This is a genomic window from Bradyrhizobium sp. F1.4.3 (assembly GCF_040548375.1).
GTDB lineage: Bacteria > Pseudomonadota > Alphaproteobacteria > Rhizobiales > Xanthobacteraceae > Bradyrhizobium.
Window position 1 is genome coordinate 808,563 of the sequence record NZ_JBEPRN010000002.1, and the last position, 26,383, is coordinate 834,945.

Annotated in this window: 23 protein-coding genes and 1 pseudogene; 12 read left to right on the forward strand and 12 right to left on the reverse strand. The window is 62.8% G+C overall.

All coding sequences use genetic code 11. From position 1 onward, the window contains the following. Positions 1-115: 115 nt before the first annotated feature. From ABIB73_RS11270 to ABIB73_RS11285, 4 genes are all read left to right on the forward strand, one after another. Complete coding sequence (locus ABIB73_RS11270; RefSeq protein ID WP_354223941.1) at positions 116-3,736, forward strand: AsmA family protein; 3,621 nt, start codon at positions 116-118, stop codon at positions 3,734-3,736. Between the two features lie 323 nt (positions 3,737-4,059). Next, positions 4,060-5,184, forward strand: a complete 1,125-nt coding sequence (locus tag ABIB73_RS11275; RefSeq protein WP_354223943.1) for a DUF2336 domain-containing protein — start codon at positions 4,060-4,062, stop codon at positions 5,182-5,184. Positions 5,185-5,218: 34 nt separating this feature from the next. Continuing rightward, the gene (locus ABIB73_RS11280) at positions 5,219-5,452 is read left to right on the forward strand and encodes a hypothetical protein (protein ID WP_354223944.1); all 234 of its coding nucleotides are present in this window, start codon (positions 5,219-5,221) and stop codon (positions 5,450-5,452) included. A 522-nt stretch (positions 5,453-5,974) separates the two neighbouring features. Next, positions 5,975-7,603, forward strand: coding sequence for a di-heme-cytochrome C peroxidase (locus ABIB73_RS11285; RefSeq protein ID WP_354223946.1), 1,629 nt, complete (start codon positions 5,975-5,977; stop codon positions 7,601-7,603). 9 nt (positions 7,604-7,612) lie between these two features. On the opposite strand, the gene ABIB73_RS11290 is transcribed toward ABIB73_RS11285, so the two are convergent. Further along, positions 7,613-8,452, reverse strand: a complete 840-nt coding sequence (locus ABIB73_RS11290; protein ID WP_354223948.1) for a class I SAM-dependent methyltransferase — start codon at positions 8,450-8,452, stop codon at positions 7,613-7,615. 159 nt (positions 8,453-8,611) lie between these two features. Between ABIB73_RS11290 and ABIB73_RS11295 the strand changes: the two genes are divergently transcribed. Beyond that, on the forward strand, positions 8,612-11,983 hold the full coding sequence (locus ABIB73_RS11295; protein ID WP_354223950.1) for an AAA family ATPase: 3,372 nt from the start codon (positions 8,612-8,614) through the stop codon (positions 11,981-11,983). A 5-nt stretch (positions 11,984-11,988) separates the two neighbouring features. After that, positions 11,989-12,510 (forward strand): sterol desaturase family protein, encoded by a 522-nt coding sequence (locus tag ABIB73_RS11300; RefSeq protein ID WP_354223952.1) that lies wholly within the window; start codon positions 11,989-11,991, stop codon positions 12,508-12,510. 44 nt (positions 12,511-12,554) lie between these two features. On the opposite strand, the gene ABIB73_RS11305 is transcribed toward ABIB73_RS11300, so the two are convergent. From ABIB73_RS11305 to ABIB73_RS11315, 3 genes are all read right to left on the reverse strand, one after another. Beyond that, complete coding sequence (locus tag ABIB73_RS11305; RefSeq protein ID WP_354223955.1) at positions 12,555-12,914, reverse strand: hypothetical protein; 360 nt, start codon at positions 12,912-12,914, stop codon at positions 12,555-12,557. Between the two features lie 132 nt (positions 12,915-13,046). Further along, positions 13,047-13,712 carry an HAD hydrolase-like protein gene (locus ABIB73_RS11310; protein WP_354223957.1) on the reverse strand — a complete coding sequence of 222 codons (666 nt, stop codon included), beginning with the start codon at positions 13,710-13,712 and terminating at the stop codon, positions 13,047-13,049. A 115-nt stretch (positions 13,713-13,827) separates the two neighbouring features. Continuing rightward, positions 13,828-14,565 carry a 3-oxoacyl-ACP reductase family protein gene (locus ABIB73_RS11315; RefSeq protein WP_354223959.1) on the reverse strand — a complete coding sequence of 246 codons (738 nt, stop codon included), beginning with the start codon at positions 14,563-14,565 and terminating at the stop codon, positions 13,828-13,830. 98 nt (positions 14,566-14,663) lie between these two features. Between ABIB73_RS11315 and ABIB73_RS11320 the strand changes: the two genes are divergently transcribed. The 3 genes from ABIB73_RS11320 (at position 14,664) to ABIB73_RS11330 (ending at position 16,519) form a co-directional block, all read left to right on the forward strand. Beyond that, on the forward strand, positions 14,664-15,257 hold the full coding sequence (locus tag ABIB73_RS11320; RefSeq protein WP_354223961.1) for a TetR/AcrR family transcriptional regulator: 594 nt from the start codon (positions 14,664-14,666) through the stop codon (positions 15,255-15,257). 176 nt (positions 15,258-15,433) lie between these two features. Further along, complete coding sequence (locus ABIB73_RS11325; protein WP_354223963.1) at positions 15,434-15,919, forward strand: YkgB family protein; 486 nt, start codon at positions 15,434-15,436, stop codon at positions 15,917-15,919. A 228-nt stretch (positions 15,920-16,147) separates the two neighbouring features. Then, positions 16,148-16,519, forward strand: a complete 372-nt coding sequence (locus tag ABIB73_RS11330) for a cupin domain-containing protein (RefSeq protein ID WP_354223965.1) — start codon at positions 16,148-16,150, stop codon at positions 16,517-16,519. Positions 16,520-16,871: 352 nt separating this feature from the next. On the opposite strand, the gene ABIB73_RS11335 is transcribed toward ABIB73_RS11330, so the two are convergent. Then, positions 16,872-17,567, reverse strand: coding sequence for a class I SAM-dependent methyltransferase (locus tag ABIB73_RS11335; RefSeq protein ID WP_354223967.1), 696 nt, complete (start codon positions 17,565-17,567; stop codon positions 16,872-16,874). Between the two features lie 303 nt (positions 17,568-17,870). Between ABIB73_RS11335 and ABIB73_RS11340 the strand changes: the two genes are divergently transcribed. Both ABIB73_RS11340 and ABIB73_RS11345 read left to right on the forward strand, forming a co-directional pair. Then, positions 17,871-18,965, forward strand: a complete 1,095-nt coding sequence (locus tag ABIB73_RS11340; RefSeq protein ID WP_354223969.1) for a glycosyltransferase family 2 protein — start codon at positions 17,871-17,873, stop codon at positions 18,963-18,965. Beyond that, positions 18,962-19,585, forward strand: a complete 624-nt coding sequence (locus ABIB73_RS11345; RefSeq protein ID WP_354223971.1) for a class I SAM-dependent methyltransferase — start codon at positions 18,962-18,964, stop codon at positions 19,583-19,585. Before ABIB73_RS11340 ends, ABIB73_RS11345 begins: the two co-directional genes overlap by 4 nt. Positions 19,586-19,665: 80 nt before the next feature. On the opposite strand, the gene ABIB73_RS11350 is transcribed toward ABIB73_RS11345, so the two are convergent. From ABIB73_RS11350 to ABIB73_RS11360, 3 genes and pseudogenes are all read right to left on the reverse strand, one after another. Then, positions 19,666-21,171 carry a hypothetical protein gene (locus ABIB73_RS11350; protein WP_354223973.1) on the reverse strand — a complete coding sequence of 502 codons (1,506 nt, stop codon included), beginning with the start codon at positions 21,169-21,171 and terminating at the stop codon, positions 19,666-19,668. A gap of 161 nt (positions 21,172-21,332) precedes the next feature. Then, positions 21,333-21,569, reverse strand: coding sequence for a GNAT family N-acetyltransferase (locus ABIB73_RS11355; protein WP_502918424.1), 237 nt, complete (start codon positions 21,567-21,569; stop codon positions 21,333-21,335). A 125-nt stretch (positions 21,570-21,694) separates the two neighbouring features. Then, positions 21,695-22,191, reverse strand: a pseudogene (locus ABIB73_RS11360) (GNAT family N-acetyltransferase). 259 nt (positions 22,192-22,450) lie between these two features. Between ABIB73_RS11360 and ABIB73_RS11365 the strand changes: the two are divergent. Next, the gene (locus tag ABIB73_RS11365) at positions 22,451-23,125 is read left to right on the forward strand and encodes a hypothetical protein (protein ID WP_354223975.1); all 675 of its coding nucleotides are present in this window, start codon (positions 22,451-22,453) and stop codon (positions 23,123-23,125) included. Between the two features lie 483 nt (positions 23,126-23,608). Here ABIB73_RS11365 and feoB read toward each other — a convergent pair whose 3' ends face one another. The 4 genes from feoB to ABIB73_RS11385 all read right to left on the reverse strand — a co-directional run bounded on the left by feoB (position 23,609) and on the right by ABIB73_RS11385 (position 26,344). Beyond that, a complete protein-coding gene (gene feoB, locus ABIB73_RS11370; protein WP_354223977.1) occupies positions 23,609-25,480 on the reverse strand; it encodes a ferrous iron transporter B in 1,872 nt (623 codons plus the stop codon). Positions 25,481-25,516: 36 nt separating this feature from the next. Further along, entirely contained in the window at positions 25,517-25,792 is a 276-nt protein-coding gene (locus ABIB73_RS11375; RefSeq protein WP_354223979.1) for a FeoA family protein, read from the reverse strand. 112 nt (positions 25,793-25,904) lie between these two features. Beyond that, a complete protein-coding gene (locus ABIB73_RS11380) occupies positions 25,905-26,159 on the reverse strand; it encodes a ribbon-helix-helix domain-containing protein (protein ID WP_354223981.1) in 255 nt (84 codons plus the stop codon). After that, the gene (locus ABIB73_RS11385) at positions 26,156-26,344 is read right to left on the reverse strand and encodes a DUF4169 family protein (RefSeq protein ID WP_354223983.1); all 189 of its coding nucleotides are present in this window, start codon (positions 26,342-26,344) and stop codon (positions 26,156-26,158) included. The genes ABIB73_RS11380 and ABIB73_RS11385 overlap by 4 nt, the downstream gene beginning before the upstream one ends. Between the last annotated feature and the right edge of the window lie 39 nt (positions 26,345-26,383).

Consider the following 26,383-nt stretch of genomic DNA (forward strand, 5'->3'; position numbering starts at 1 on the left):
CGCAACAGTCGCTGTGACTTCGCCACACTTCCCCCTATATAAGGGGCTGTTCCGGCGCGCCTGAAGCCTTTGGCCAGGGTTTGGCCCGGGTGCCGGTTTGGCCGAGGGGAGACCCGTGCAGACGACGCTGCTCGGATTGGCGATTGCCTTCATCTTAGCGCTGCTGGCCGCGCTGATCGGGCCTTATTTCGTCGACTGGAACCAGTTCCGGCCCCAGTTCGAGGCGGAGGCGACCCGGATCATCGGCGTACCGGTGCGGGTGGCGGGTGAACTCGACGCGCGGCTGCTGCCGGCGCCGACGCTGCGGCTCCGCTCGGTCACCTTCGGCGGCAACAATGACCTTGGCCGCCTGCGTGCCGACAAGCTCGACGTCGAGTTCAGTCTGGGCTCCCTGATGCGCGGCGAATGGCGCGCCACCGAGCTTTCGGTCAACGGCATGGCGGTGGATCTCGGCCTCGACGCCAAGGGGCGGGTCGACCTGCCGTCAATCGCGAGCGGCACCTTCAATCTGGCTTCCCTTGCCATCGAGCGGCTGAACCTCACCGGCCGCATCGCCCTGCATGATGCCGCCAGCCGCTCGACGCTGGAGCTGAATGACATCGTCTTCTCCGGCGACGTGCGCTCGCTCGCCGGCTCGGTGCGGGGCGACGGCAATTTCACCGCGGCCGGCACACGCTATCCGTTCCGCATCTCCTCCGGCCCGAGCGCCGACGGCAGCGCCACCCGCCTTCACCTCAACATCGACCCTGGCGAGCGCGCGATCCTGGCCGATCTCGAAGGCGTGCTTGCCTTCGACAACCGCCTGCCGAAATTCGAGGGCGCGCTGACGCTCGCCGTGCCTCCGGCCAAAAAGCCGGGCGAGGCGGGGCCGACACCCTGGAAGCTCACGGCAAAGCTCAAGGCCGATCCGGCCGGGGCCAAATTCGATCAGATCGACGCGAGCTTTGGCACTGATGACAACGCGTTGAAGCTTGGTGGCGTCGGCGACCTCAGGTTCGGCGCTTCGCCGCTGTTGCGCGCGGTCTTGTCGGCGCGCCAGGTCGACGCCGACAAGCTTGCCGGCAAGGACAATGCCGAGCCGCTGCGTATCCTGCCGGCGTTGCGCGCGGGCCTGGCGGCGATTCCGCAGGCGCCGATCCCGGCGCAGATCGAATTCAACTCCGACCAGATCATGCTGGGCGGCCGTCCGCTCCAGAACATCGCGGCCGAGCTCAAGACCGACGGCAAGTCCTGGACCTTCCAGCGGCTCGACCTGCGTGCGCCCGGCATGACGCAGCTGTCGCTCAACGGCGCAGCCCCGGGCTCCGACAGTTTCAGCGGCCGTCTCAGCGTCGAATCCTCTGATCCCGACACGCTGATGGCCTGGCTCCAGGGCCGCAGCGAGGTCAATCGCCGCAGCACAAGGCCGCTGCGGCTTGCCGGCGACCTGACCATCGCGGCCAACCATCTCGCCATCGAGAAGCTGAAGGCCGATATCGAAGGTGGCGCCGTTGAGGGGCGGATCGCCTTCGCGCAGACCGGCGCGAACAAGGGCTCCCGGATCGACGCCGATATCAAGGCGGACCGTCTCGATCTCGATGCCGCTGCGAGCTTTGTGCGCGCGCTCGCCGGACCGCAGGGCGAATGGCCGGAGGAAGCGAAGCTTTCGCTCGATGTCGGCCGCGCGATGTCCGCCGGCCAGGAGCTGCGGCCGTTCGCGGCAAGGCTCGGCTATGGCGCAACGTCGCTGTCGCTGGAGCAATTGCGGTTCGGCCAGGCCAGCGGCGTGACCACCGAGGCGAGCGGCAGCTTTGATCGGACGAACGCGACCGGCCGGCTCGCGCTGAAATCGTCGGCCAATTCGCTGCGCGAGCTCACGGCGCTGATCGAGCCGATCGCGCCGGCAGTGCGCGCGCGCTTCGATGCGCTCCCATCGTTGCCCGGCGCGACGCGGCTGAAGCTTGACCTCAGCCTCGACAAGAACACGGAGCATGCCGATCGCAGCGACGCGCGTGCCGTGGTTGACCTCGATGCGCCGCAGCTCAAGGCCACCGCGACGCTGGCCGCGCAGATGCCGGTGGCCGCGGTCAATGGCATCGACATCGACCGCTTGCGCAATAGCGACTTCACGCTGGAGTCGAAACTGTCGACGCCGCAGGCCAGCGCGCTGATAGTCCTGCTCGGCCTTGATCGCATCGTGGCCACAGGCGAGGGCGCCTCGCAGTTCGAGGGCAAGCTCAGCGGCGCGTGGCGCCGACCGCTGCAACTCAATGCAAAGCTCAGCGGCGGCGGACTGGACGCGGATGCGCAAGGTAGCGTCGAATTGTCGGCGCCGGAGCCGAAGGTCAGCGTGAACCTGCGTGTGCGCAACGCCAATCTGGCGCCGCTGTTCGGGACCAGCCCGGCCGACAAGTCGGCTCAGAACGTCAGCCTGTCCTCGCGCGTCGGCCTGTCCGGCAATCGCCTGACCTTCGACGATCTCGACAGCACTGCCGTCGGCTCGCATCTGCGCGGCCATCTCGCAATGACGCTGGATCAGGAGAAGAGCGTCGATGGCGAAGTCGGGCTGGACTCGCTCGATCTTGCCCCCGCACTCGCGCTGGCCTTGGGCGCGGCCGGACAAGACGCCGGCGAGCCGCTGAGCGCGGGGCTCATCATTGGCTGGCGCGGCCGGATCGCTTTCCAGGCGTTGCGCGGGACCTTGCCGGGCGGAATCGAAATGCGTCCCTTCAGCGGCACCATCAGGAGCGACGGCCAGTCGCTCGCGCTCGATGCGCTCAAAGGCGGGGTTGGCGGCGGCGAGATGACCGCGAGCCTCGATGCGCGCAATGGCGCCAATGGCCTTGCGCTGAATGCGCGTCTCGATCTCACCAATGTCGACGTGGCGACGCTGCGCTACCGTGATCTCGCATTGCCGAAGGGGCGCGCCTCGGTGCAGATGACGCTGACGAGCCAGGGACGCAGCATCTCGGCCTTAACCGGCGCGCTCGCCGGCAATGGCACGGTGACGCTGGACTCGGCTGAAATCTCAGGCCTCAATCCCCGCGCCTTCGAGATCGCGATCCGCGCCAGCGACGGCGGCCAGGTCGCCGACGACAACCGGCTGCGTCAGCTCGTCGAGCCCGCGCTGTCGGCTGGTCCCATTGCAGTCGCCTCGGCGCAGATCCCGTTCACGATTCGCGACGGCCGCCTGCGCGTTGGAGCTACTCCGCTGGAGGCCAAGAACGCCCGCGCCATCGTCTCCGGCGGTTACGACATTCCCGCCGACCAGGCCGATATCCGCGCCAGCCTGACGCCGATCATGACCGGGCTCTCCGGCGCTCCGCCGGAAATCCAGTTGTTCGCAGCAGGTCCCCCCGACAAGCTCAACCGCACCGTCGATCTCACGCCGTTGTCGTCGTGGCTTGCGGTGCGCACGATCGACCGCGAGACGCGCCGGCTCGATGCCATCGAGCGCGGCGAGCCGCCGCCGGCGACCGCCGCGCTGCCGACACTGGTCTCTCCCGAACCGGCGTCCGAGCCGTCACTGACCGACGTGCCGGTGCCGGGCCGCGATCCGCGCCGCGTGCCGCCGAAGCCAAGGGTTGCGCCGATGCCGAAAGCGCCGCAGGCGGCTCCTGCCGTGCCGAGCCCGCCGCTCGCGAGCCAACAGGTCGCGCCACTGCCGCCGCCGATCGAGGTGAGGCCGGCCCCGGGCCCGGCGCCGCCAAGACCCAGGCCGAAGCCGCCGCTGGTCCTGACGCCGTCGAATCCGTGAGGGCAGAGCTCGTCATGCCCGGGCTTGTCCCGGGCATCCACGTTCTTCGCGCTGTGCGGTGAGGCGTGGACGGCCGGAACAAGTCCGGCCATGACGCCGGCGAGGTTTCAGCGCCCTAAGCTTCGTACGTCAGACGCAACCCTTGCGCCCCGGTAAACACATTCCCTCGCATTTTAATGAATTTTGGTCGACAAAACTGCGCTGACGGTTTTACCGGATTCTCGCGTTTGATCCCTAGTGTCGGTTCCCAGAGGAATTCGGCGTCCTGCCAACAGAGGCAGGACGGTTCGCCAAGAACTGGGCCAAGAACTGGGGTGATCGACATGAACGGGGCGAAATCGCTTCTACAAGATCTGGACGACGCGATCGCACGTGGCACCGACGAAAGCCGGACGCGGGCGTTGTGGCACGCGACCGACCTCCTGATCACCGGTCGCTACGTCGACGACGAGATCAGCATGTTCGGCGAGGTCATCGGGCGGCTTGCCGAGGAGATCGAGGTCGTCGCGCGCGTGCAGCTTTCGGAGCTCATGGCAGCCTGCGATCACGCCCCGCTCAACGTCGTCGCGCAACTTGCCTTCGACGACGAGATCGCCGTCGCCGGCCCGGTGCTGCGCGACTCCGAGCGTCTCGACGAGAAGATGCTGGTCGAAAGCGCCATGACCAAGGGCCAGTCGCATCTGCTCGCGATCGCCCAGCGCAAATCCATCGGCGAGGCCGTCACCGACGTGCTGGTCAAGCGCGGCGACCAGGAGGTCGTGACCTCGGTTGCGAAGAACGAGGGCGCGCGTTTCTCTGGTTCGGGCCTTCTGCACATGGTTCGGCGCGCCGAGGGTGACTCGATCCTCGCCGAGCAGCTCGGCCTGCGCAAGGACGTGCCGCGGCACATCTTCCAGCAGCTCATTTCCAAGGCGTCCGAGGACGTCCGCCGCCGGCTCGAGCACGAGCGGCCCGAGATGATGACGCAGATCCAGAGCTCGGTGACCGAGGTTACCGGCGATTTGCAGTCCAAGTTCGGCCCGTCCTCGCGCAGCTACTTCGTCGCCAAACGCGTGGTGACGACGCAGTACCGGCAGGGCAATCTCAACCAGGTCTCGATCTCGAACTACGCGCGCCAGCACCGCTTCGACGAGGTGCAGATCGGCCTGTCGCTGTTGTCGTCGCTGCCGGTCGACGTGATCGAGCGCGCGATGATGGACCGCAACCGCGAGATGATCCTGGTGCTGTGCAAAGCGCTCGACTTCTCCTGGGACACGACCATGTCGCTCTTGTTCCTTGGCGCCAAGGATCATTTGATCACGGCGCGCGAGCTCCACGACAACGAGCGCGATTTCGGCCGGCTCAAGATCGAGACCTCGCGCAGCGTTTTGAAATTCTACCAGTCGCGCAAGAACAGCGCCGGCGCCGATCCCGCCCAGGGTCGTCAGCCCGAGCTTCAGGTGCACTGAGCATCATCCGGGAATTGGCAGGGGAGTATTAGCAATGTTGCCTCAATTCGGCACCGCAGTTCGCAAGACCAAGAGCCTCACCGCCGATGCGGGCGGATCGGCTCCGGACAAGGCTTCGGTCGACGCCGCATGGCTCGTGCTGGAAGCCGCCAACGATCTCGGCGATCACGCCGCAATCGAAGCCTGCCGCCGCGTCATCGACGCCGAGCTGAACGGCACGGTGGCCGGCAGCTCGGATCTCGATCTCGTGCTGGGGTATTTCAGGTAAGCGCGTCAGACCTTCTGCAAAGCGATCCGGACACGACGTTCTGGGGACATCGCTGCTCTTGCCGCAGAGTGAGCTTTGAGACCGGCTCGCGGATCAAAAGGGCCAAACGCGGCCTCATCTCTACCTTTGCGCTCATGTGTGACCTGATGTAGCCTCGACTTGCAGGCGCCGAAAGGTGTCGGCAGGCAATGAGGACTGGAGCGGTCGCTATGGCGCGGCATGCCTTCCTTGCTGGTGGTTTCGCGCAAGCGCACACGCTCGCGGCGCGTTTTGTGCGCGTCCAAACGCGGGCGCCGTCGCCGGCTGCCATTGTCATTTGCATAAGAATAATTGGAAGGCCTCCGGTGCTGCGCGCAGCTCCACCGGTGGCACACGATCGCTGATTGCTACGCAAGCCGAAGGCTTTGATGTGAATTGTTTGCTGACGCCGGGCCCACTCCGCTTTGTTTGATTGCGGCGAATTGGACCGGCCAAGGACCTATCAAGGACCCATTGAGAGCTTCACAATATTTGGAGCCGAATATGAAATTTGATTTTCGCATGCCATTGATTGCCATCGCGACTCTTCTCGCAGTTTTCATTTTCGCGGCGGCCGAAGACAAGACTACGCCGGACAATCCCGTGCATCTGCAACAGGGCTGGAGTGCCGAGACTGCCGATCGCTGGCACTTCGTTTCGCAGGGAACCGCGATCTTCCCCTACGAATGGTTTCTCGCGCTCGAACAGCCGGACCAGCAACCGGGGCAAACCGACCTGATCAGTGCGCCCGCGAATTTGCAGCGTCTCGGCTTCCTCGCCGAGCCTGCGCGCGCGACCGACAATCCGGACGGCCTTCCCGTCGGGCTTTACAAGACGCCGGTCGACTTCCCTGACGGCAAGCACCAGTGCTGGAAGGGCAACTGGCTCGGCCTGGGCTGCGCGGGCTGTCACACCGGCCAGGTGAGCTATCGCGGCCAGCAGATCCGCATCGAGGGCGGACCGTCCCATATCGATATCGGCGGCCTGACCGACCAACTCTCGAAGGCGCTGGCAAAGCTCTCGGATCAGCAGGTCGCCGCGCGTTTCCTGGCACGCGTGAAGCTTCCGCCTCCCGACGTGATGAGCGGATTGGGATGCTTTAAACAACTCCCGTCGATTCCGACGGATCCCCATAACCCCGATACGATCTCGGGCGCGGGCAGATTGGACGCGCACGGGGCGGGGCTGAACCAGCTCCTGGCCGGCCCTATGGACGAGCCCAGGAACTATGCGCCTTTGACCGCGCCGGTGCGCTACCCGCCGCTGTGGGATACGCCGCGTTTCAACTGGGTGCTGTACAACGGCTCGATCCGGCAGCCGCTGACGCGTAACCTGATCGAGGCGCTCGGCGTCCAGGCGCCGATCAAGCATGACGCCACGATGATCGGGCTCAATGTGACGCATGCGGTTCAGATGGACAACGTGGTCTGGGGACAGCGGGCGCTGATGGATCTGCGCTCTCCGCGCTGGCCGGACAAGATACTCGGGACCCCCGAGCTGAAACTCGCCGCATTCGGCCAGGCGGTGTACGCGAAGGCGTGCGCCAATTGCCATGCTCCCGCGCCTGTCGCAGCGGCCCCGGGGGCCTGTGACGAGATCCAGATCCCGCTGTTCGACCTCAAGGAGGTCGGGACCGATCCCGCGCAGGCGATGACGTTCGCGAACCGCAGGGTCACGCTGTCGAAGATCGACGGGCCGGCCGATATCGCCAATTACGATGCCGCCAGGATCGTCACGGGCAATGTCGCCGAGCAATGGATCGCCAAATCCAAGGACAACGCAGACTCTGCTGCCGCGATCAATTGCGGACGTCGAAACGAGTACCGGGGGCTACTCCAGTATCGCGCAAGGCCTCTCAACGGCATCTGGGCGACGGCGCCGTATCTGCACAATGGCTCCGTTCCGTCGCTCCATGACCTCCTACTTCCGCCGGCGCAGCGGCCCGGGACGTTCTTTGTCGGCAATTGGGAGTTCAATCCGGTGACCGTGGGATATGAGATGGGAAGCCAGACGCCGGGCGCATTCCTGTTTGACACCACGGTGCCCGGTAACTCGAATGCCGGGCACGCCTATGGAACGGACCTGAACGAGGAGGACCGCAAGGCGCTCATCGAGTATCTCAAGACGCTATGAGCCGGCCGCTCAATCCTTGCGGCAGGTGAAGCAATAATAGGGGCATTCGCCGTTGGCGAAGGACGCATGGAGCTGCGTGCCCGGAATGCCGGCGAACTCGTGCGACAGTCCAAGCAGCAGCCGCGGAACGATCTCGTCCGCCAGCGCGGTCCGCCGCGCGCCATCGAGCTCCAGCGCTCGGGCGACATTGGCCGTGATGTCGTCCTCCCCGACGAGGCGCAAGCGCGATTGGCGCAAGGAATCTCGCGGAAACACGTCCTTTGACGGGTCCTCGAAGCACGCCATCAGGAACTCGCCGCCCGGCCTGAGGACGCGGTGGACCTCCTCCAGGAATCGTCCCATGTCGCCGTAGTGCTGCGCGCTCTCGACGTTGATCACGACATCGAAACTGTCATTCTCGAACGGCAGGCTGAGCGCATTCCCGACACGAAATGCGAGGTTGTCCTGGTCGGCGTAGCGGGCGCTGCTGAATCGTATGGCCGCCTTGCAGATGTCGAGCCCGGTGAAGCTGCGAGGATGGAAGTATCGCGCAACATATGACGCGCCGCCGCCGCGGCCGCTGCCGACTTCGAGGACGTTCTTCCCGGCGATCGCAGTCCCCGACACCACGTGATGGTAGAGCTGGATCGCATAGCGATCGGGCTCGTCCGCGGCTTGCAGGTCGACCTGCTCGCCGTTCAGGGAGGCGTAGCCGTAGTTGAGGAATTTGATGGCGGCATCCCTGTCGAGGTTGCTGAGCAGGGAGTACCAGGCGTTGGTGAAGAGCTGGCGGGCGGCGCGCGAATAGAACAGTTTTACGACAGCCGAGTGAACGGGGCTTGTCCCTGTTGGATACAGATCCTGCTTCACGAGCGAATACTCTCACGCGAAAATTGGGAGCGCTTCCACCGCAAAGGATGGGCCACGACCTGGAGTGCGTCAACAATGCGATGCGCGCGTGGCGCGATTGACTTCATTCCGAGGGAAGATATACTTTAGGTTTAGTACAATTAATGCTGGACCCGCGTGATGACTGGGCAGGTTGCTGCCTGGTTGGAGAAGGTCGGCCTCCCTCAATACCTGAAGTCCTTTTCCGACCACGGCATTGATTTCGACATTCTTTCGGAGATTACGGACCGCGATCTTGCGAGCATGGGTGTCGTGCTCGGGCATCGGCGCAGGCTGCTGCGTTCGATTGCCGAACTGGAGGTCCCGACGGCGCGCCTAGCTGCGCCGAGGTTCGACGCGGGAGCCGAGCGCCGTCAGCTCACGATCATGTTCTGCGATCTCGTCGGCTCGACCGCGCTTTCGCAGCAGTTCGATCCCGAGGAGATGCGCGGGATTCTGCAAGCCTATCGCGAGGCCGCGACCGCGGTCATCGCGCGCTATGACGGAATTGTCTCGCGATTGGTGGGCGACGGAATCCTGTCGTATTTCGGCTATCCGTCTGCCCATGAGGACGATGCCGAGCGCGCGGTCCACGCAGGACTCGAGACGATCGCCGCCGTCCAGGCCATCAACGCGCAGCCGGGCGTGCGGCTGGAGGTTCGCATCGGCATCGCCACCGGGCTCGTCGTCGTCGGCGACCTCATCGCAAAGGGCGCTTCGAGCCGGCTCGAGGTGATCGGGGAAACGCCCAACCTCGCGGCGCGCATGCAGGCATTCGCCGATCCCGGCACTGTCATCATCGCGTCGTCCACGCGTCGGCTGCTCGGAAACCTGTTCGAGCTGCGCGAGCTCGGAACGCGTGCGATCAAAGGGTTCAGCGAGCCCGTTGAAGTCTGGGCGGTGGACGGTCCGTCTCCGCTCTCGAGCCGCTTCGAAGCCTACCGCTCCGCGGGCCTCGTCGGGTTCGTCGGCCGCGAACACGAGCTGGACCGTCTTGCCGAGTGCAAGCAGCGGGCCTGGCGCGGCCAGGGCCAGGTCGTCCTGATTTCCGGCGAACCCGGGATCGGCAAGTCGCGGCTTGCGGCGCATTTCCTCAGCGAGCGGGTCGCCGCGGAGCCGCACATTCGATTGCGGTATCAGTGCTCGCCGCATCACCGCGCCAGCGCGCTCTATCCGGTCATCACGCAGCTCCAGAGGGCTGCAAAGCTTGGCACCGGCGATACCAATGAATATCGGCTGCGCAAACTCGAGGCGCTGCTGGGGCGCACCGATCTGAGGGCGCCGACAATCGTGCCGCTGTTTGCGAACCTGCTGTCGATCCCTACCGACGGACGCTATCCGCCGCTCGCATGGACGCCGCAGCAGTTGCGGCGCAACACGCTGGCGGCGCTGATCCAGCGCCTGCAGCGTCTGAGCTCCGAAGCGCCCGTGTTCTGCATCGTCGAAGATCTGCATTGGGCGGATGCGACCTCGCTCGAACTGCTCGAGCTCGCGGTCAAGCAGGCCGACCAGCTTCGCGTCCTGCTCGTCCTGACGTTCCGCGACGAATTCGCGCTGCCATGGATGGGCCCGGCCAACCTGACGACGCTGGAGCTGGGACGGCTCAAGGAGACCGATGTCGAACGCATGATCGAAGACGTGATCGGAAGCCGCTCGGTTCCGTCCGAGCTCGTCACGCAGATCGCGGCGCGGACCGATGGAATCCCGCTGTTCGTCGAGGAGTTGACGCGGACCGTGCTCGAGATGGGCATCCTCGAAAAGGAGGCTGGCGGCCGCTACCGGATCGGCGGCAGCCTGCCGCGTCTGTCCATCCCCTCGACCCTCCAGGATTCGCTGATGGCGCGGCTCGACCGGCTCGGACCGGCGAAGGAGGTCGCGCAGATCAGCGCCGTCATCGGCCGCGAATTCTCGGATGTGCTGCTGCGCGCCATCGCGGACAAGGACGATTCCGAGCTTGATGCCCTGCTCGCCCAGCTCGAACGCGCCGAACTGATATTCCGCAGCAAGTCGGCGCCCGAAGGTGTCTATACTTTCAAGCACGCTTTGGTGCAGGACACCGCTTACGAGAGCCTGCTCAAGAGCAGCCGGCGGCGATTGCATGAGCGGATCGCCGCAGCGATTCAGGAGAAATTTCCGGAAGCTGCCGCCGCGGCGCCGGAAATCGCCGCGCATCACTTCACGCAAGCCGGCCTGGTCGAGGACGCCGTGGAGTGGTGGGGCAAGGCGGGCGATCGCGCTCTACGCAGCTCGGCCTATCACGAAGCCATCGCGCATCTGACCAAGGCTATCGGTCTCGCAGAGGGGTTGAGCGAAAGCCCCGCCGGGCAGAGCCGCCGGCTGCAATTGCAGATCGCCTATGGCAACGCACTGATCTCGACGCGCGGATATGGCGCGCCGGAGACATCGGTTGCTTTTGCGCGGGCGCGCGAGCTCGCATTCGGGCTCAAGGGCGCTCCAGAGCGGTTCGCCGCCACCTACGGCCTGTGGGTCGGCAGCCTGGTTCGCTGCGAGCTCGGATCCATGCAGGAGCTTGCACGGGTCTTCCTGCATGATACCGGCGACCGGCCCGACTCTCCGGAGACGGGGATCGCCCACCGTGTTTGCGGCATGACCCGCTGGTTCGAGGGCAATTTCGTCGACGCCAAACAGCATCTCGAGCAGGCGCTCGCCATCTACCGCTACGAGCACGACCGCAATCTCGCATTCCTGTACGGCCATGATTACGGGATCGCGGCGGCGATCTACCTCGCGCTGGTGCTCTGGCCGCTCGGCGAAGTGGATCGCGCCGAGCATCTGGCGCAAGAGGCGATCCGCCGCGCTACCGACAGCGGCCATGTCGCGACGATGGCCTACGCGCATTTCCACAAGATCGTTCTCGAAGCGGTTCGCGGCAACCCCGAGCGGGCCAGGCCGCATGTCGATGCCGTCATCGAGCTCAGTCGCGAGCATGGGCTGCTGCTCTACACGCGGGCGAGCAAGTTCTGGAACGGCTGGATCCATTGCCACTCCGGCGAGCGGCAGGCCGGGCTCCAGGAGATGCAGGACTCTATCGCGCTGCCGCTGGTCGGAAAGATGGCGACCGGGCTCTATGTGCCCTTGACCTGGACCCTGCTTGCGGAAGCGAAGGCCGGCGAGGGGCAGTTCGACGATGCGCTCGCGATCCTCGATGAGCAGCTGGTCGAGGTAGAGCGGACTGGACAGGAGTGGTTCACCACGGAAATCCACCGGCGGCGTGGCGAGCTGCTGCTGCGCAAGGACCCCCGGGATATTGTCGCGGCGGAGACAGCCTTCACGCAGGCCATTGAAACTGCGCGCCGGCAGCAGGCCGCCACATTCGAGCTGCGGGCCGCGCTCTCGCTTGGCAAATTGTATCTCGCAAGCGGAACGGGCGAGCAGGCGCGGACAGTGCTCGCCTCCATCGTGGGCAAGTTCACCAGCACACAGGAGTTGCCGGAAATCTTCGAGGCGAGGGAGGCCCTGGACCGCTCGATTAAGACAAGCCTATGCGATTGACCAGGTTGTTGTATTTCACCGATTTCGTCTTCTATCCCCTGGCAAGCGTTGCGCTGGTGGCGGCCGCGTTGCTCCTGAAGGAACCTCTCCGCTGGGACGAGGCGGCCATCGGCTTCGCATGCGGCCTGGCGCTCTGGAGCCTGGCCGAGTACCTCATTCACAGGTTCGCTCTTCATGGTCCGGCTTATCTTGCAGCCCTGCATGACATGCACCATTCCGATCCGCGCGCGCTGGTCGGTTCACCGCTCTGGCTGAGCCTGGGGTCGATCTGTTGCGGATCGCTGCTGCCGGTCTGGCTCCTGATTGGCTTTGGGACCGCGTGCGCCGTAACCGCGGGACTCATGCTGGGCTACATCTATTTTGGGTTGCTTCACCACATCGTTCATCATCATCACGCGAGGCGCGGCAGCTATCTCTGGCGGTTGAAGCGCCGTCATGCGCGCCATCACTATGGCAAGACGCCCTGCAATTTCGGGGTGGTCACCAGCATGTGGGATCGCGTCTTTGGAACGTTTTGTTCCGAATGATGGCTCGTCTACCTCTCCCCGTTCGGGAGAGGTGAGTAGACGGATCAGCCGCAATTCCAGACCGCGCCGATCGGCGTTCGCGTCCAGCACGGACCGAAGCTGCCGCCATTGTAGCGGGGGCCGCCAAAGCCGGGCCGGCCGAAATAGTGCCAGTCGCCATCCCAGCCGTAATAGCTGGGCACGGGGTCGATATACCAGTTGCGTCGGTTGTTGCGCGCGTAGCGTTGCAGCCCATTTTTCTGCGCATAGAGCGGCTGGCTGTTGCTCAGCGGCTGACGATAGCCCGGCAGGAAGCCGTAGCCATGCCAGCTTGGCTTGGGCTTTTTTGGGACGGGCGCAGCCGGCGCGACGACCGGCAGCAGCGACAGAATGGCAGCAACAAATAGACATAGGATGCGCGACATGCGCTCACCATAGACAGCCGATTGTGGGAACGCCATTCAAATTCGAGTGCGATTTTTTTGTAGATTCGTGGGAATTTTGTGGAGGAATGTGCGCCTCGGCGCAGGAGCAGACGTCGCCGCTGGAATCGGGAGCTACCTCTCCAGCATCAATCGAACCGTGCGAGCGAGATCGGCGGTCCGTTCCACCAGATGACCTGCGCCCGCGGTTTCAAGTTCGTCCCGGCTGCCAAATCCCCAGAGCACGCCTAGGCCGCGCATCTTGACCGCGTGAGCGCCGGCAATGTCATGCCGGCGGTCTCCGACCATGAGAGCGTCTGAAGCAACGAGGTCCTGTTCGGACAGGACGTGTGCGAGCAATTCAGGCTTGTGATCAAGCTTGCCGCCGTCGACCGAGCCGTAGATCCCGTCGAAATATTTCGCCAGGTTCAAGTGCTCTGCGATGCGCCGGGCAAAGACTTCCCGCTTCGATGTGGCCATGTAGATGCGTAGGCCCGCTTGCCGCATGTCTTCGAGCGCCTCGCCAATTCCGGGGTAAAGCGCGCTTCCGAGAAAGCCGCTTTCGCCATAGTGCTGACGATACGCCACCACAGCTTCGTCGAGGCGGTCGTCGTCGTACCGTTGTAGCAAGGCGCGCAACGCGTCTTCGAGCGGCGGCCCGATGAAGGGTGTGATGTCGAAAGCCTCGTCAGGGGCGTGTCCCAACACGCGTAGCGCAGCGAGGCAGCTTGCGGCAATGCCGGGCCGGGAATCGATCAACGTTCCGTCGAGATCAAGCAGTACGGCGCGGCTTCCAGGCATGTTCGAAGCATAGCATCGTCATGGCCTTCAGCCCAGATCAGATGGTTCGGCTGGAAAATGACAGGTGCTGTCGCGGAGAACTCGGCCGGGCCGGGCCCGGCCGTTATTCCTTCGCCTACGCGTTCGCGCCGCCGTCGACGGTCAATGTCGAACCGGTGATGTACTTGGCTTTCGCGCTCGCCAGGAACGCCACGGCGTTGGCGATGTCCTCAGCCGCGCCATACCGGCCCAGCGCCATGAACTGCTTCAACGTCTCCGCGGTCGGGCCGCTGGCAGGGTTCATGTCGGTGTCGATTGAGCCCGGCTGCACGAGGTTGACCGTGATGTCCTTGGAGCCAAGCTCCCGCGCCAGGGCCTTGTTGAATGCGATCAGCGCCGACTTCGATGCCGCGTACACACCGAGCACCGGCGAGGGCACGCGATCGGCGAAATAGCTGCCGATGGTGATGATGCGACCGCCCTTGCCAAGGTGCGGCAGCGCGGCCTTGCTCGCGATGATCGGGGAGCGGACGTTGACGTTCAGCAGCGCGTCGATATCCCCGAGCGAGATGTCGTTGAGGCCGCCCAGGCGAAGAATTCCGGCATTGTTGACCAGGATATCAAGCCCGCCCAGTGCGGTAACGGTCTTGGCGACCGATGCCTGAACCGCAGCAACGTCCGCGCTGTCGGCTTGAATGGCCACGGCTTTTCGCCCCGTCGCCTTGATGGCGTCAACGATTTTCGCCGCGCTGTCGGCAGACTTTTCGTAAGTGATCGCGACATCGGCGCCTTCTGCGGCCAGCGCCTTTGCGATGGCCGCACCGATACCCCTGCTTGCGCCCGTCACAAGGGCCCGTTTTCCTGCCAGCGTCATTTTACTCTCCTATTCTATAATGATCGACACAGAATATCTGGGATCTTGATCGCCCGCGTCAAGTGAATTATGTGTTGATCATTACAGAAAGAGCGGCGATGGCAGGACGGCCACGGGAATTTGATCGGGAGGCGGCACTCGAAGCCGCCATGCTGCTGTTCTGGCGCAAGGGCTTTGCGGCAGCCTCCATGAACGATCTGTGCGACGCCATGGGCGTCCGCTCGCCGAGCCTCTATGCGGCCTTCGAGAGCAAGGAGGCACTCTACCTCGCGGCGATAAAGCATTACGTCCTGATCCACGGACAGCCGGTCTGGGACAGGCTCGCGGACGGCGCAACCGCGCGTGAGGGTATTGCGAACCTGCTGGCCGCGGCGGTCGAGACCTTGCCAAAATCCCGGATGACACCGGCCGGCTGTATGGCCGTGCTGGCAGCCGTGAGCGACGAATGGCCGGCCCCGATCGCCCGCGAAATCAGGAAGGTCCGGCTCGACATGCTCGGTAGTTTGCGCGCGCGGCTGGAGGCTGCGGTCGCCAATGGCGAATTGCCTGCAACGACGGACATCGAAGCTCTGAGCCGGTTCTATCTCAGCGTCTTCCAGGGCATGGCCATCCAGGCCAAGGACGGCGCCACGCCGGCGGAGCTGAAAGGTGCGGCGGAGGCGGCGATGGTTGCTTGGCCGGGCGACGACTAGAGCCTTCCCGTCCGAAATGCGTGCGTCTCGACCGCGACGCGAACAAGCGCGTCGCACGCAGCTGTGATCAGCGGAACCCCAAACGCAGGTAACGACGGAAGATCCTCTCCGTACAGCCCGTAACGAACGTTTCGTTCGCAAGCTGATGCATACGCAATCCGGGGAGACATCGTCACATGAAAGGGTTCAACATCGCCGAGAATGGTGGCGGCTCTTATCGTCCGCTCGCCATTCTCCGCTGGGTCATGGTGGTCATCTTCGTATCGTTCGGAATGCAGAAATTCACACTGCAATCCGCGCAAGGCATCGCTCAGTTCATCAGCAACAGTCCAATCGTCTCCTGGCTTTCCGTGTTCGGTTTGAGGGGAGAGGCATATTTTCTCGGGGTGGCTGAACTCGTGATTGCGGCGCTGCTCGTAGCCGGCGCGTTCAGTCCAGTCTTGTCCGCCCTCGGTTCATTCATGGGTATGACGACCTTCGCGATCACGTGGTCGTTCTTTTTCACGACGCCGGGCGTGGTCAAATGGAGCCTCTCGTCCGATCCAATGGCGTGGAATTTGACCGGCGAGTTTCTGTTCAAGGATATCGTGTTGCTGTGTGTTTGCGCCGTGTTGTTTCTCGCGTCGCTGCCGCAATCGGTCGTTCGGCTGCGCACCGGCTGAATGGATCGAGGATTGCTTTGTCGGCCCGACAGCGGGAAGAGCCCTTGGGAAATCCATCGCGTATCCCCCAACCCTGATATCTCTTCGTCGCGACGTTGTTCGCGGCACTGTTCAAACCTGAGGAACCGGAACTTGGGCACTTTGTTGCCTTGGGCTAAGCGTCCCATCGTCATTCGCCGCGATCTGGCGCGCCGACGACGACTCAATGCGCGACGAGAAAGGTGCCCCATGGGTGAACGTACCGACGGTCAGGCAAGCGCTCAACAAGCCGGGTTTGCAGGCGTCACACGCAAGGTTCTCGAACGTCTTCCATTGCCCGGCAGTCACCAGGAACTCATGGTCGTTGAGGTCACCTATCCGCCCGGCGGCGTAGCTCCGCTGCACCGGCATCCCGTTGCGGGCGCGATCTACATTGTCGAAGGCGCTGCCGAGTCCGCTTATGGCAGCGACGATCCGCGACAATACCGGGCGGGCGAGACGTTGCAGGATCGGGCGGATATTCCACACACCCTCTTTCGCAATTGTGACCCGGAACGTCCGCTCCGCTTTCTGACCATCTACGTGCTCGAACCCGGGCGCTCCTATACGATGGAGACATGAAGTTGTTACGGCAATGCGAGCAAATCTGAATTCGACTCGGAGTTCGATGGGTTGAGCTTTTGCGAAACCCATCGCCGCTTAATGACATGCACGTCTCGAAAGCGTTGCAGCGGGGGCTGATGGGTTGCAGCATGGCTGCCACACGCTGCAATGGCACTTGCGGCTTTCGTCGGAATTACGGTGCTGGACGGTAATACCGCAATACAAATCAGCCGGCGTGCCCATACCCAACGGTTCGGTCTGGATCACCCTCGCGTCCATCCGCATTGCTGGGCGACAGCGCGAAAGCGGCCTGGTTCGATGAGCGGTCGATTCGATGATTGCGCCCGGTGCCGAAAGCCGGCGCGCAGCGTCACGCTTTACGCGCAAGCGCAACGTATTGGGCCCCAAGTGGCAGCCAGTGGAGTTTGTCTTCGAGCGGGCGTAGCCTGGCAAGCCTGCGCGGAAAAAACAGGTTGTACCGAATCCGGGGTAAGACCCATCCGGTCCCGACCAAGCTTCGCGCCAAATCGCGGGCGAAAATAAGCTTCGCGTTCACGTCAAATGGACAAGTGTTCACGGCACGGACGGTCAGCGGGTTCAATGGATTATGCTCGAAGATGGCGATCAGTCCGCCCGACTTCGTAATCCGGTGCAGCTCCCGCAACCACATCGCGTGTTGCTCGTGACGGATATGGTGAAATACGCAGGCCGAAAATACCACGTCGAAGGCATCGGGCCCGGAAGGAATGCGGTTGTTTTCGATCAGAAGGTAATTGGTTGAATTGGGGTAACGCTGGTCGCTGAGCGCAAGGCTGCGCTCGGACACGTCGCAGGATGTCAACGAAGCCTCAGGAAAATGTCTCCGGAAGAATGGAATTGAGTTGCCGATTCCGGAACCGAAATCGCAGATGTGGGACGCGCCGACGCGGTCGCCGTCGACCGCCTGCCGCAGCTTCTTGATCTTGTACTCCGCGAAATACTCCGGGGCCTCTCCGGTCACCGCCACATTCTCGCGGTGCTGGTCGTGGTATTCATCAGCGAAGCGATCGAATTCGATTTGGTCCATGCTGTTGTTGGTCCATGCTGCTGTCGGGGATGCCGTGTCCAACGAGTTGCCGTTCGAGTTGTCGCCGAGCCGAGGAGGCAGTCCGCCGTCGGCCTCTAACCGTGACAATAGGTCGCAATATTTAGTTACATCCGCGTATCGGGCCTTGGTGAGGACGTTGACACCTCGCAAGGCCACGATCGCTCCGTACCTCGCCTGAAAGAAATTGATGAATAATTAACCCGATATCGCCGACTATGCCGTTTGGGCTGGGTTCAATCGCAGATTTTCGCGGCAATCAAAGTCTTGCGAGCTGTTAAAATCATGACAATTCACGACGGGGTGCAGCTCCCGAAGAAGGCGTTCCTTTCGATTGTCGTCCCCTGCTTCAACGAGGGGGAGGTGCTGCGTGAATTTCATCGCCAGATGACGGCTGCGGCGCGGGCGCTCTTCGGCCAGAAATTCGAGCTCATTTTCGTCGAGGATGGCTCGACTGACGACACTTGGAAGATCATCAACGAGCTATCGGCGGAAGATCGAAATGTCGTCGCGGTTCGGCTCTCGCGCAATCACGGTCACCAGCTCGCACTGACCGCCGGCCTTTCCACGGTGCGCGGCGATTTGGTGCTCGTCATCGACGCTGACCTGCAGGATCCGCCGGAACTGCTCGGACCAATGCACGATTTGATGGCGCGGGAAGATGCCGACGTGGTCTATGGATTGCGGCGAAGCCGTACCGGCGAAAGCCGATTCAAGAAGAAATCGGCCGAGGCTTTCTATCGTCTGCTCGCCAGTCTGACTCGCGTCAGCATTCCCGTCGATACCGGTGACTTTCGGTTGATGAGTCGGCGCATTTCAGATCAGGTCGTGCAGATGCCGGAGCATGACCGTTTCATCCGTGGCATGGTGGCGTGGCTCGGGTTCAAGCAGGTCGCCTACGAATACGACCGCAATCCAAGATTTGCTGGCACCACGAAATATCCTCTGACCAAAATGATCGGTTTCGCCGCGGATGCGCTGGTGAGCTTTTCCATGGTGCCGCTGCGCATCGCAACCTACATTGGCGCGCTGCTGACGACCGTCCTGACCTTCGTCGGGATTGGTGCTGTGGTCAGCTGGATCTTGTCCGGCACGGTGCCCGGATGGACCAGTCTGACGTTGCTGGTCGTCATGATCTCTTCAGTGCAATTGCTGGTGCTTGGCCTTATTGGGGAGTATGTCGGCCGCACGTACATCCAATCGAAAAACCGCCCCTTGTATGTGATCTCCCATATCCACCGGCGCGGCCGATTGCCCGATCGATTGCCGTCCGACGCACCCACAGGCCGGGAGATGTCGGGAGATCCGTTGTTCACAACGCTGCAACCTGGCTTGCCGATCGATGCGCGCAGCGAGTTTTTCGACGACACGCGCACATGAAATCGCTCTTGAATTATCCCGCACTGTATCAGGCCTACCAGAGCGCGGGAGGCTTCTTCGGCGCGCGCGTCAAAGCAATCGCGGATTACCTGGAGCTCCGTTCCGGGATGCGTGTGATCGACATCGGCTGCGGCCCCGGCTATATCCTGCGCTATCTGCCCCTCGGTATCGACTATGTCGGCTTCGATATCGATCAGGCCTATATCGATCACGCCACACGCGCGTTCGGGCATCTCGGGGATTTTCATTGCCGGTTTTTTGACGCGGACGCGGCCCGTGAATTTGGAGGTGCCGACGTCGTCATGATGAACGGCGTGCTGCACCATATCTCGGATCAAGAACTGGGCGGCACGCTCGCGAATGTGCGCGACGTTCTGAAGAGCGACGGTGTTCTGTTCACACTGGACGGATGCTACCGCGAAGGTCAGTCGCGGATCGCAAAATGGCTGCTGGACAACGACCGCGGCGAATTCGTCCGCGACCGCGATGGCTATGATCACGTGCTAAGCCGCACTTTCGAGAACGTGGATCTGGCTATTCGTGACGACTATTCGCGGGTGCCTTATACCTTCATCATCGGCATTTCGCGCAAGCAGCTCCGCTCGCAGTCGATGCGATAAGCACATGGCCATCGTGGTCGCATCGTTCGTCTGTTCCGACGGCTCAAATGCCAGTCGTAAAACAGGTTGTTCGCTACTTGTCACTCGGCCCGGCGCAGGATGTCGATGCCTTCTACCGTCCGCACCAGCGCGTAAGACCTGAGAAGTCGCGTCAATTCAGGATCGGCGTGCGCCCAATCACCCCAGCCGTCACGCAGATTGTCGACCAGAACGATATCCGGCGGCAGCTTTTTGAAGTCCTCAATCAGCCATGACCGTTCCAGCGCCAGATATCCGTTCAGTCTGGCGTCCGTCGGTGGATCGATTACGTTGTGCTCGCGCGTCAACCGCACGAATTCACGGATCCAGAGGTTTTCCTGGCGCGAGACCCAAGTGCCATGCAGCGTTCGCACAAGGGGATGCCCGATCGCGGCTTCACCGCTCAGTACCAGAATTCTCGGATTGGGCTTGAGAGGCGCAACCGCTTGCTCGATGGGGCCAACATAAACCGCAGTATCGAACCATTGAATACCCAGCACGAATGTCGCGGCCATGGCAGATAGGCCGACAGTACCGATGCGAGGCCGATCCGCAGCGAACGTCAGATACCCCAGCCCGAGCAGGGAAACGGCTACCATCGGATAGGAATGATAGGACCACCCCCGGCGCTGTAGGAAAAACGAGATGGCGAATCCGAGGGACGCCAGCAGGATCACCAGCACAGCGGAATCCAGCCTCGTTTTCCGATAGGCAAAAAAGATTGCCGTGACGGCGATGGCCCAAATCAACGTTGCCGAATTGAACATGAAGACCGCCGCCGGCATCGACCAGGACAGATAGGTGTCGCGGACCAGCGGGTAGGTGATGGCGAAATATCCGGGATAGGCGAGGTAGGTGTAGCCACTGAAGGTGCCCACCAGAACGCCCGCGATCCAGTTCTCAGGGGCGAAAAGCGTTCGCCATGACTGCGCACGTATGGACGTTAAGACGACGCACAGCGCTGCCGGCGCTACAAAGAAGGGCTTGAAGGCAAGCGTAATGCCCGCGCCGATGCCCGCGGTGACGATCGCCCAAAGCGGAACCTGCTCGCGGTCGCAGCGAAGCATATAGACTGCCAGCGCCGGCAGGAATGTTAGCGTGGCCATGTGCTCGCGCTGGCCATATACCTGCATGGGCAGGATCGTCAGCACGGCCGCCGACCAGACCGCCAGCGGAGCCCATCTTACGCGCGCCGTCGTTGAAGTGCGGGTCAAGATGCGCCATGTCACCAGCAAGGAGGCAGCGGTTAGCAGCAGCAGCTGGCAATCGATCAGGATTTTCGGGTCCAGAGCGAGAGCCCGCGCCAGTGCTATGCCTGGAAGATAGGACAGCACCGCCATCGGGGGATTGATTTCGACGATATCGGCATACAGACGCTCTCCATTCAATACGCGCTCCCCCACGGTGAGTAGCCAGCTCACATCGGTGTTTAGCGGCACGACCTGACGTAGCAGGACAGCGACCGCGATCACGATGGAAATTGAAAGCCACCACAGGAGAGATAATCGCCTGCGATCTGCTGGATCGCTCATCGGCAGGTGAGGTGCGGCATCGGTGGTTGAGGTCATGGAAGCGCTCTGGAGAAACGACCGTCAGATTAGCTTCGGAGCGTTAATGCCGCATTGTCGCAAAGCCGGCCCGCCGGTCCCGGCAGCCACTCAATTGGTTAAAGTCGTTGTAAATTCCTGAGATTCGGCTTTTTGCAGCTTACATTTATCGAAAGCACGGCTCACCGCCGCAGGCGGTAAATCACGACGTCTTCGCCGTGATGTGTCGTGCTCTTTTCGAGGGCGTAGCTCGATTTCTCCAGCACGCGGCGGGAAGCGCCATGTCCGACAAAAACTAGGCCGATGAGGGACGGCAACGCAAGCTGCGACAGTCCGATGTCCGTCAGCGCGATCGCGATCTCGCTCGCAAGTCCCTGGCCCCAAAGACTGCGCTTGAACGTGTAGGATTTCGGTGACAGTGCACTTAACTTCCGTTGTGATCGCCGGAGATCGCGAGGGGCGGACTTGGAGGTAGACGACGATTTGACCGGTGGTGAGTGGCGACGCCATGGTCAGCCGGCCTGCGCGATTGTCTTCCCGTCTCTCACCGCCGGATGCGGTAGATCACGGCGTCTTCGCGTGATGTGTCGTGCTCTTTTCGAGGGCGTAGCTCGATTTCTCCAGCACGCGGCGGGAAGCGCCATGTCCGACAAAAACTAGGCCGATGAGGGACGGCAACGCAAGCTGCGACAACCCGATGTCCGTCAGCGCAGTCGCGATTTCGCTTGCAAGTCCCTGGCCCCAGAGACCGCGCTTGAACGTGTAGGCGATCTCGATCTCGTCGATGCCATCGACGAGGATGTGCCGGATGCCTGCCCGCCCGGCGAAAGCTCCGTCCTTCGTCCGCAGCACCCACAGCCCGAAGCCGTGCTGGTCCCAATGCGCCATGTTGACGGCGAGATAGGTCTTCGTCGCCTCGGGCGAGCGCACGCCACCGAGATAGCGGGACACCTCGGGATCGAGGTGCAGCGCGACCAGGTCCGCGAGGTGATCTTCGCGCAGCCTCTCGGCGGTCAAGCTTTCGGTGCTGAAGTGTTCCATGGCGCCAAATAGCCGCTGCCGAAGCTACTTTCCGATCACGAGGCCCATTGCGGGTCGATGATGATGTCGTGCCGCTGTTTTGCCCGTCATGTCAATCGGCTCGCAGCCCGTAGCCCGGATCGAGCCAACGGGTCGGCGCGAAGCGCCGCCCGATGACAGGCTCTGCGCAATCCGGGATCACTATGTCGGGCGCGCGCCCCCGGATTTTTGGTCGTCAAGGCTGAAGACGGCGTATGCAAACTGTGCTACCTAAAGATGCATGATCAGGCTCAATCGCAACTTTATCTGGCGAAAACGCACGACTGGACAATCTGGTACAGTCGTTCGAGATGCGAGCCCGACGAACCTCACGGGCAGTCCTGATACCCGATCCGGAAGCAACTCGGGGGGTAACGGGTCGGAACACGAGCAACGCAAACGCGATGAACGTTTCTCTGCGCTCTACTTCATGATTTCCGTGGTAGGCGGGTGGGTCGTCGAAGCCATGTACAGCATAGCAGCGGAGAAAGATTGGCCAACAAGCTTCCGCACGTTCTGCTTGCTCTGGTTCGCGTCGGCTGCGGCATTTTTCGGCGGTTCAATATTGGGCTTTCTGTTTGCTGTGCCGAAATCATTATCCATTCCGGATGGCCCGACGTTGCAGGGTGCCAACCGCTATAGAACGAACACGAATCTTGAAGAGGTGTCCGATTGGCTCACCAAGATCATCCTCGGGTTGGGCCTGGTGAACGTGGATGGGCTCATCCAGTTTACCAACGCGGTTGGTGACGCGACTGCAAAGGCCATAGGGCCGGCGCAAGGCGCTAAGCTCATCGCGATATGCTCGATGATCTATGGCTTTGCTGCAGCCTTCATCATTGTCTACAGCTGGACACGTACTCAATTGAGGAGAGATTTTGAGAGAAGCGAACTGCCGACGCTGCCGCAGAGCTAGCGTTAGCTAGCCATTTGTCGAGCATGTGACAGCGATTCCTTGGGATCGAGGTGTAGCGCGACCTGGTCCACAAGGTCTTCCTCGCGAAGCCTCTCGGCAGTCAGCCTGCTGGTGCTGAAATGATCCATGGATCCAGACAGCCGCTTTCGAGCTCGTTGCGGATTACGAGACCACTGCGGGTCGATAATATCATCGTGCCGCTGTTTTGCCCGGCGGGTCAACCGGCGCGCAGCCCGTAGCCCCGGATGGAGCGCAGCCCAATCCGGGATCACTGTATTGTACGCGCGTTCCCGATTTCGCGGAGCCTGTCATCGGGCGGCGCTTCGCGCCGACCCGTTGGCTCCATTCGAGCGGCGATCTATTTTGCCCGATAGGTCAATGGCTTCATGGAGTTTGCCGGGCATCATCCCCGCAGCCGCCGTCTACTTTGCATGGGGTTGTTTTCGAGTTTTTTGTTGAAGCGAGCGCGTCGAGCGCGCTGACCTACCCGGCCCCGAGCGCGACGGCGACGTTGTACGTCAAAAAGCTCGCCGCATAGGCCAGCACCAGCATGTACGCAAACGTCGCCGCCATCCAGGTCCAGCTTCCGGTCTCGCGCCGGATCACCGCCAGCGTCGAGGCGCATTGCGGGGCGAAGATGTACCAGGCGAGTATCGACAGCGCGGTGGCGAGCGACCATTTCGTCGCCAGCACCTGGCCGATCTGCTCGGCCGCTTCCTTGCCGCCCTCGATCGCATAGACGGTGCCGAGCGCTGCGACCGCGACCTCGCGCGCCGCCATGCCCGGGATCAGCGCGACCGCGATCTGCCAGTTGAAGCCGACGGGGCTAAGCAGCGGCTCGATCGCCTTGCCAATGATTGCGGCGAGGCTGAAGTCGATGGCGGGCTCGGTCGCACCTAGCGGCGGCTGCGGGAACGAGGCCAGGAACCAGATCAGCACCATCATCGAGAAGATCGTGGTGCCGGCGCGGTGCAAAAACATCTTGGCCCGCGTGTAGACGCCGATCGCGATCGAGTTCAGGCGCGGCATCTTGTAGTCCGGCAGCTCCAGCATGAACGGCGCCGGCGCATAGTCGCGCAGCATGAAGAACTTGATCAGGAACGAGACGGCAAGCGCGCTGACGATGCCGGTGGCGTAGAGGCCGAACATCACCAGGCCCTGGAGGTTGATGAAGCCCCAGACGTCCTTGGCCGGAATGAAGGCTGAGATGATCAGCGTGTAGACCGGAATCCGCGCCGAGCAGGTCATCAGCGGCGCAATCAGGATCGTGGTGAGCCGGTCGCGCTTGTTGTCGATCACGCGCGTCGCCATGATGCCGGGAATGGCGCAGGCGAAACTCGACAACAACGGAATGAAAGCGCGGCCGTGCAACCCGGCGCCGCCCATGATGCGGTCCATCAGGAACGCGGCGCGCGCCATGTAGCCGAAATCTTCCAAGAGCAGGATGAACAGGAAGATGATGATGATCTGCGGCAGGAACACGATGACGCTGCCGACGCCGGAGATCACGCCGTTCTGCAGGAAGCTCTGCAACAGGCCAGCGGGGAGCGTGGCGTGGACGAAGTCGCCGAGCGCGTCGAAGCCCGATTGAAGCAACTCCATCAGCGGCTGTGCCCAGGCGAACACGGCCTGGAACATCACGAACAGGATAGCCGCGAGCACCACGAGCCCGCCGACGGGATGCAGCACCACGGCATCGATCCGTGCGGTCCAGGTGTCGGGGCGGCTCGGCAGGCTGACGCAGTCGGCGATGATGCGGTCGGCCTCGCGCTGGGTGGCGCGCAGTTCGGCGACGCTGAGCGCGCGCCATCTGTTCTCCGCGGGCTCGGCTGCGAGCCTTGCCGAGATCTCGTCGGTCAGGTTCAGGAGGTCGGCGGTGCCGCCCTTGCGCACCGCGATCGAGGTGACCACGGGCACGCCGAGCTCCTTGGCGAGCCGCTCCACGTCGACGGTGATGCCGCGGCGGTTCGCGATGTCGAACATGTTGAGCACGAGGATCATCGGCCGGCCGGTGCGCTTGAGCTCGAGCAGCAGGCGGATGGTCAGGCGCAAATTGGTCGAGTCGGCTACGCACAGCACAAGATCCGGCATGGCTTCGCCGGAGGCCTTGCCGAGCACGAAATCGCGGGTGATCTCCTCGTCCGGGCTGCGGCCGCGCAGCGAATAGGTGCCGGGCAGGTCGACCACCGAGACCTGGCGGCCCAAGGGAGTGACGAAAAAGCCCTCCTTGCGCTCGACGGTGACGCCCGGATAGTTCGCGACCTTCTGCCGGCTGCCGGTCAGCGCATTGAACAGCGAGGTCTTGCCGCTGTTTGGCGTGCCCACCAGGGCGAGATGCAGCAGGGGTGCTTCCATGTGTTTTAAAGGCCTTGGATCAAATATCCGGTCGCGTCAGGCGACGATGATGGCCATGGCTTCGCGACGGCGCACCGCGATCGTGATGTTGTCGACACGCACGGCGATCGGGTCGCGCCCGACCAGCCCCTCGTGCAGGACCTCCACCCGGGCCCCCTCGACGAAGCCGAGCTCGATCAGCCGGCTCTCGAGCTCGATGTCCGAGAGCGCCGAGCCTGCGTCCTTGGCGGAAAGGTGCTGAATGACGCCGGTGTAGCCGCGCAGGGCCAGACCCAGCGGCATCTCGGGGCGCGTATTCTTGGTATCGGTCATGCCCTGTATTTTCAACGCAGGGCATTGAGGTCAAGCGCGCTCGCTCGTGGAAGCCGCACCTTAGAGTGATTTTAAAGTGCAGATGCCGAAAGCGTGAGGAAAGCGCCGCGGCTTACTGGGCCGGGACCTTCTGCTCGGGCGGGACGGCCATGGCGCGGCTCCTGAAGTAGTCCAGCACAAACAGGCGGATCGCCGAGGACAAATTGCCCTGCTGGCGGTTGCCGTCGATTTCGCCGACGAGCTCGGACAGCGTCATGTTGCGCAGGCCCGAGATCTCCTTCATGCCGTTCCAGAATGCCTCTTCCAGGCTGACGCTGGTCTTGTGGCCGGCGACGACGATCGATCGTTTCACGACGGGCGACTTCATGGCTGCTCCTCGCGATCGATCCGGTGCTGGTCCAGATGCTCCTTCGCCTGGTCCGCGCGCGTCTCCTCCACCGACCGTTCCGCCTTCGTGCGGCCGAACTTCGCCCGGTTGGCGTCCGCCTGCTTCGCCGAGGCTTCCCGCTCGGCGCGCTTCTTGAAGCGATTCAGGTTGATGACGTTCCCCATGCCGCGTCTCCATCACCCGATCCTCTGCGGGCAAGATGA

Excerpts from the sequence above, each read along its gene's own strand:
- ABIB73_RS11275 (WP_354223943.1), top strand. The coding sequence starts at position 4,060 with ATGAACGGGGCGAAATCGCTTCTACAAGATCTGGACGACGCGATCGCA.
- ABIB73_RS11280 (WP_354223944.1), top strand. The coding sequence starts at position 5,219 with ATGTTGCCTCAATTCGGCACCGCAGTTCGCAAGACCAAGAGCCTCACC.
- ABIB73_RS11285 (WP_354223946.1), top strand. The coding sequence starts at position 5,975 with ATGAAATTTGATTTTCGCATGCCATTGATTGCCATCGCGACTCTTCTC.
- ABIB73_RS11295 (WP_354223950.1), top strand. The coding sequence starts at position 8,612 with ATGACTGGGCAGGTTGCTGCCTGGTTGGAGAAGGTCGGCCTCCCTCAA.
- ABIB73_RS11305 (WP_354223955.1), bottom strand. The coding sequence starts at position 12,914 with ATGTCGCGCATCCTATGTCTATTTGTTGCTGCCATTCTGTCGCTGCTG.
- ABIB73_RS11310 (WP_354223957.1), bottom strand. The coding sequence starts at position 13,712 with ATGCCTGGAAGCCGCGCCGTACTGCTTGATCTCGACGGAACGTTGATC.
- ABIB73_RS11315 (WP_354223959.1), bottom strand. The coding sequence starts at position 14,565 with ATGACGCTGGCAGGAAAACGGGCCCTTGTGACGGGCGCAAGCAGGGGT.
- ABIB73_RS11320 (WP_354223961.1), top strand. The coding sequence starts at position 14,664 with ATGGCAGGACGGCCACGGGAATTTGATCGGGAGGCGGCACTCGAAGCC.
- ABIB73_RS11325 (WP_354223963.1), top strand. The coding sequence starts at position 15,434 with ATGAAAGGGTTCAACATCGCCGAGAATGGTGGCGGCTCTTATCGTCCG.
- ABIB73_RS11330 (WP_354223965.1), top strand. The coding sequence starts at position 16,148 with ATGGGTGAACGTACCGACGGTCAGGCAAGCGCTCAACAAGCCGGGTTT.
- ABIB73_RS11335 (WP_354223967.1), bottom strand. The coding sequence starts at position 17,567 with ATGGACCAAATCGAATTCGATCGCTTCGCTGATGAATACCACGACCAG.
- ABIB73_RS11340 (WP_354223969.1), top strand. The coding sequence starts at position 17,871 with ATGACAATTCACGACGGGGTGCAGCTCCCGAAGAAGGCGTTCCTTTCG.
- ABIB73_RS11345 (WP_354223971.1), top strand. The coding sequence starts at position 18,962 with ATGAAATCGCTCTTGAATTATCCCGCACTGTATCAGGCCTACCAGAGC.
- ABIB73_RS11350 (WP_354223973.1), bottom strand. The coding sequence starts at position 21,171 with ATGACCTCAACCACCGATGCCGCACCTCACCTGCCGATGAGCGATCCA.
- ABIB73_RS11365 (WP_354223975.1), top strand. The coding sequence starts at position 22,451 with ATGATCAGGCTCAATCGCAACTTTATCTGGCGAAAACGCACGACTGGA.
- feoB (WP_354223977.1), bottom strand. The coding sequence starts at position 25,480 with ATGGAAGCACCCCTGCTGCATCTCGCCCTGGTGGGCACGCCAAACAGC.
- ABIB73_RS11375 (WP_354223979.1), bottom strand. The coding sequence starts at position 25,792 with ATGACCGATACCAAGAATACGCGCCCCGAGATGCCGCTGGGTCTGGCC.
- ABIB73_RS11380 (WP_354223981.1), bottom strand. The coding sequence starts at position 26,159 with ATGAAGTCGCCCGTCGTGAAACGATCGATCGTCGTCGCCGGCCACAAG.
- ABIB73_RS11385 (WP_354223983.1), bottom strand. The coding sequence starts at position 26,344 with ATGGGGAACGTCATCAACCTGAATCGCTTCAAGAAGCGCGCCGAGCGG.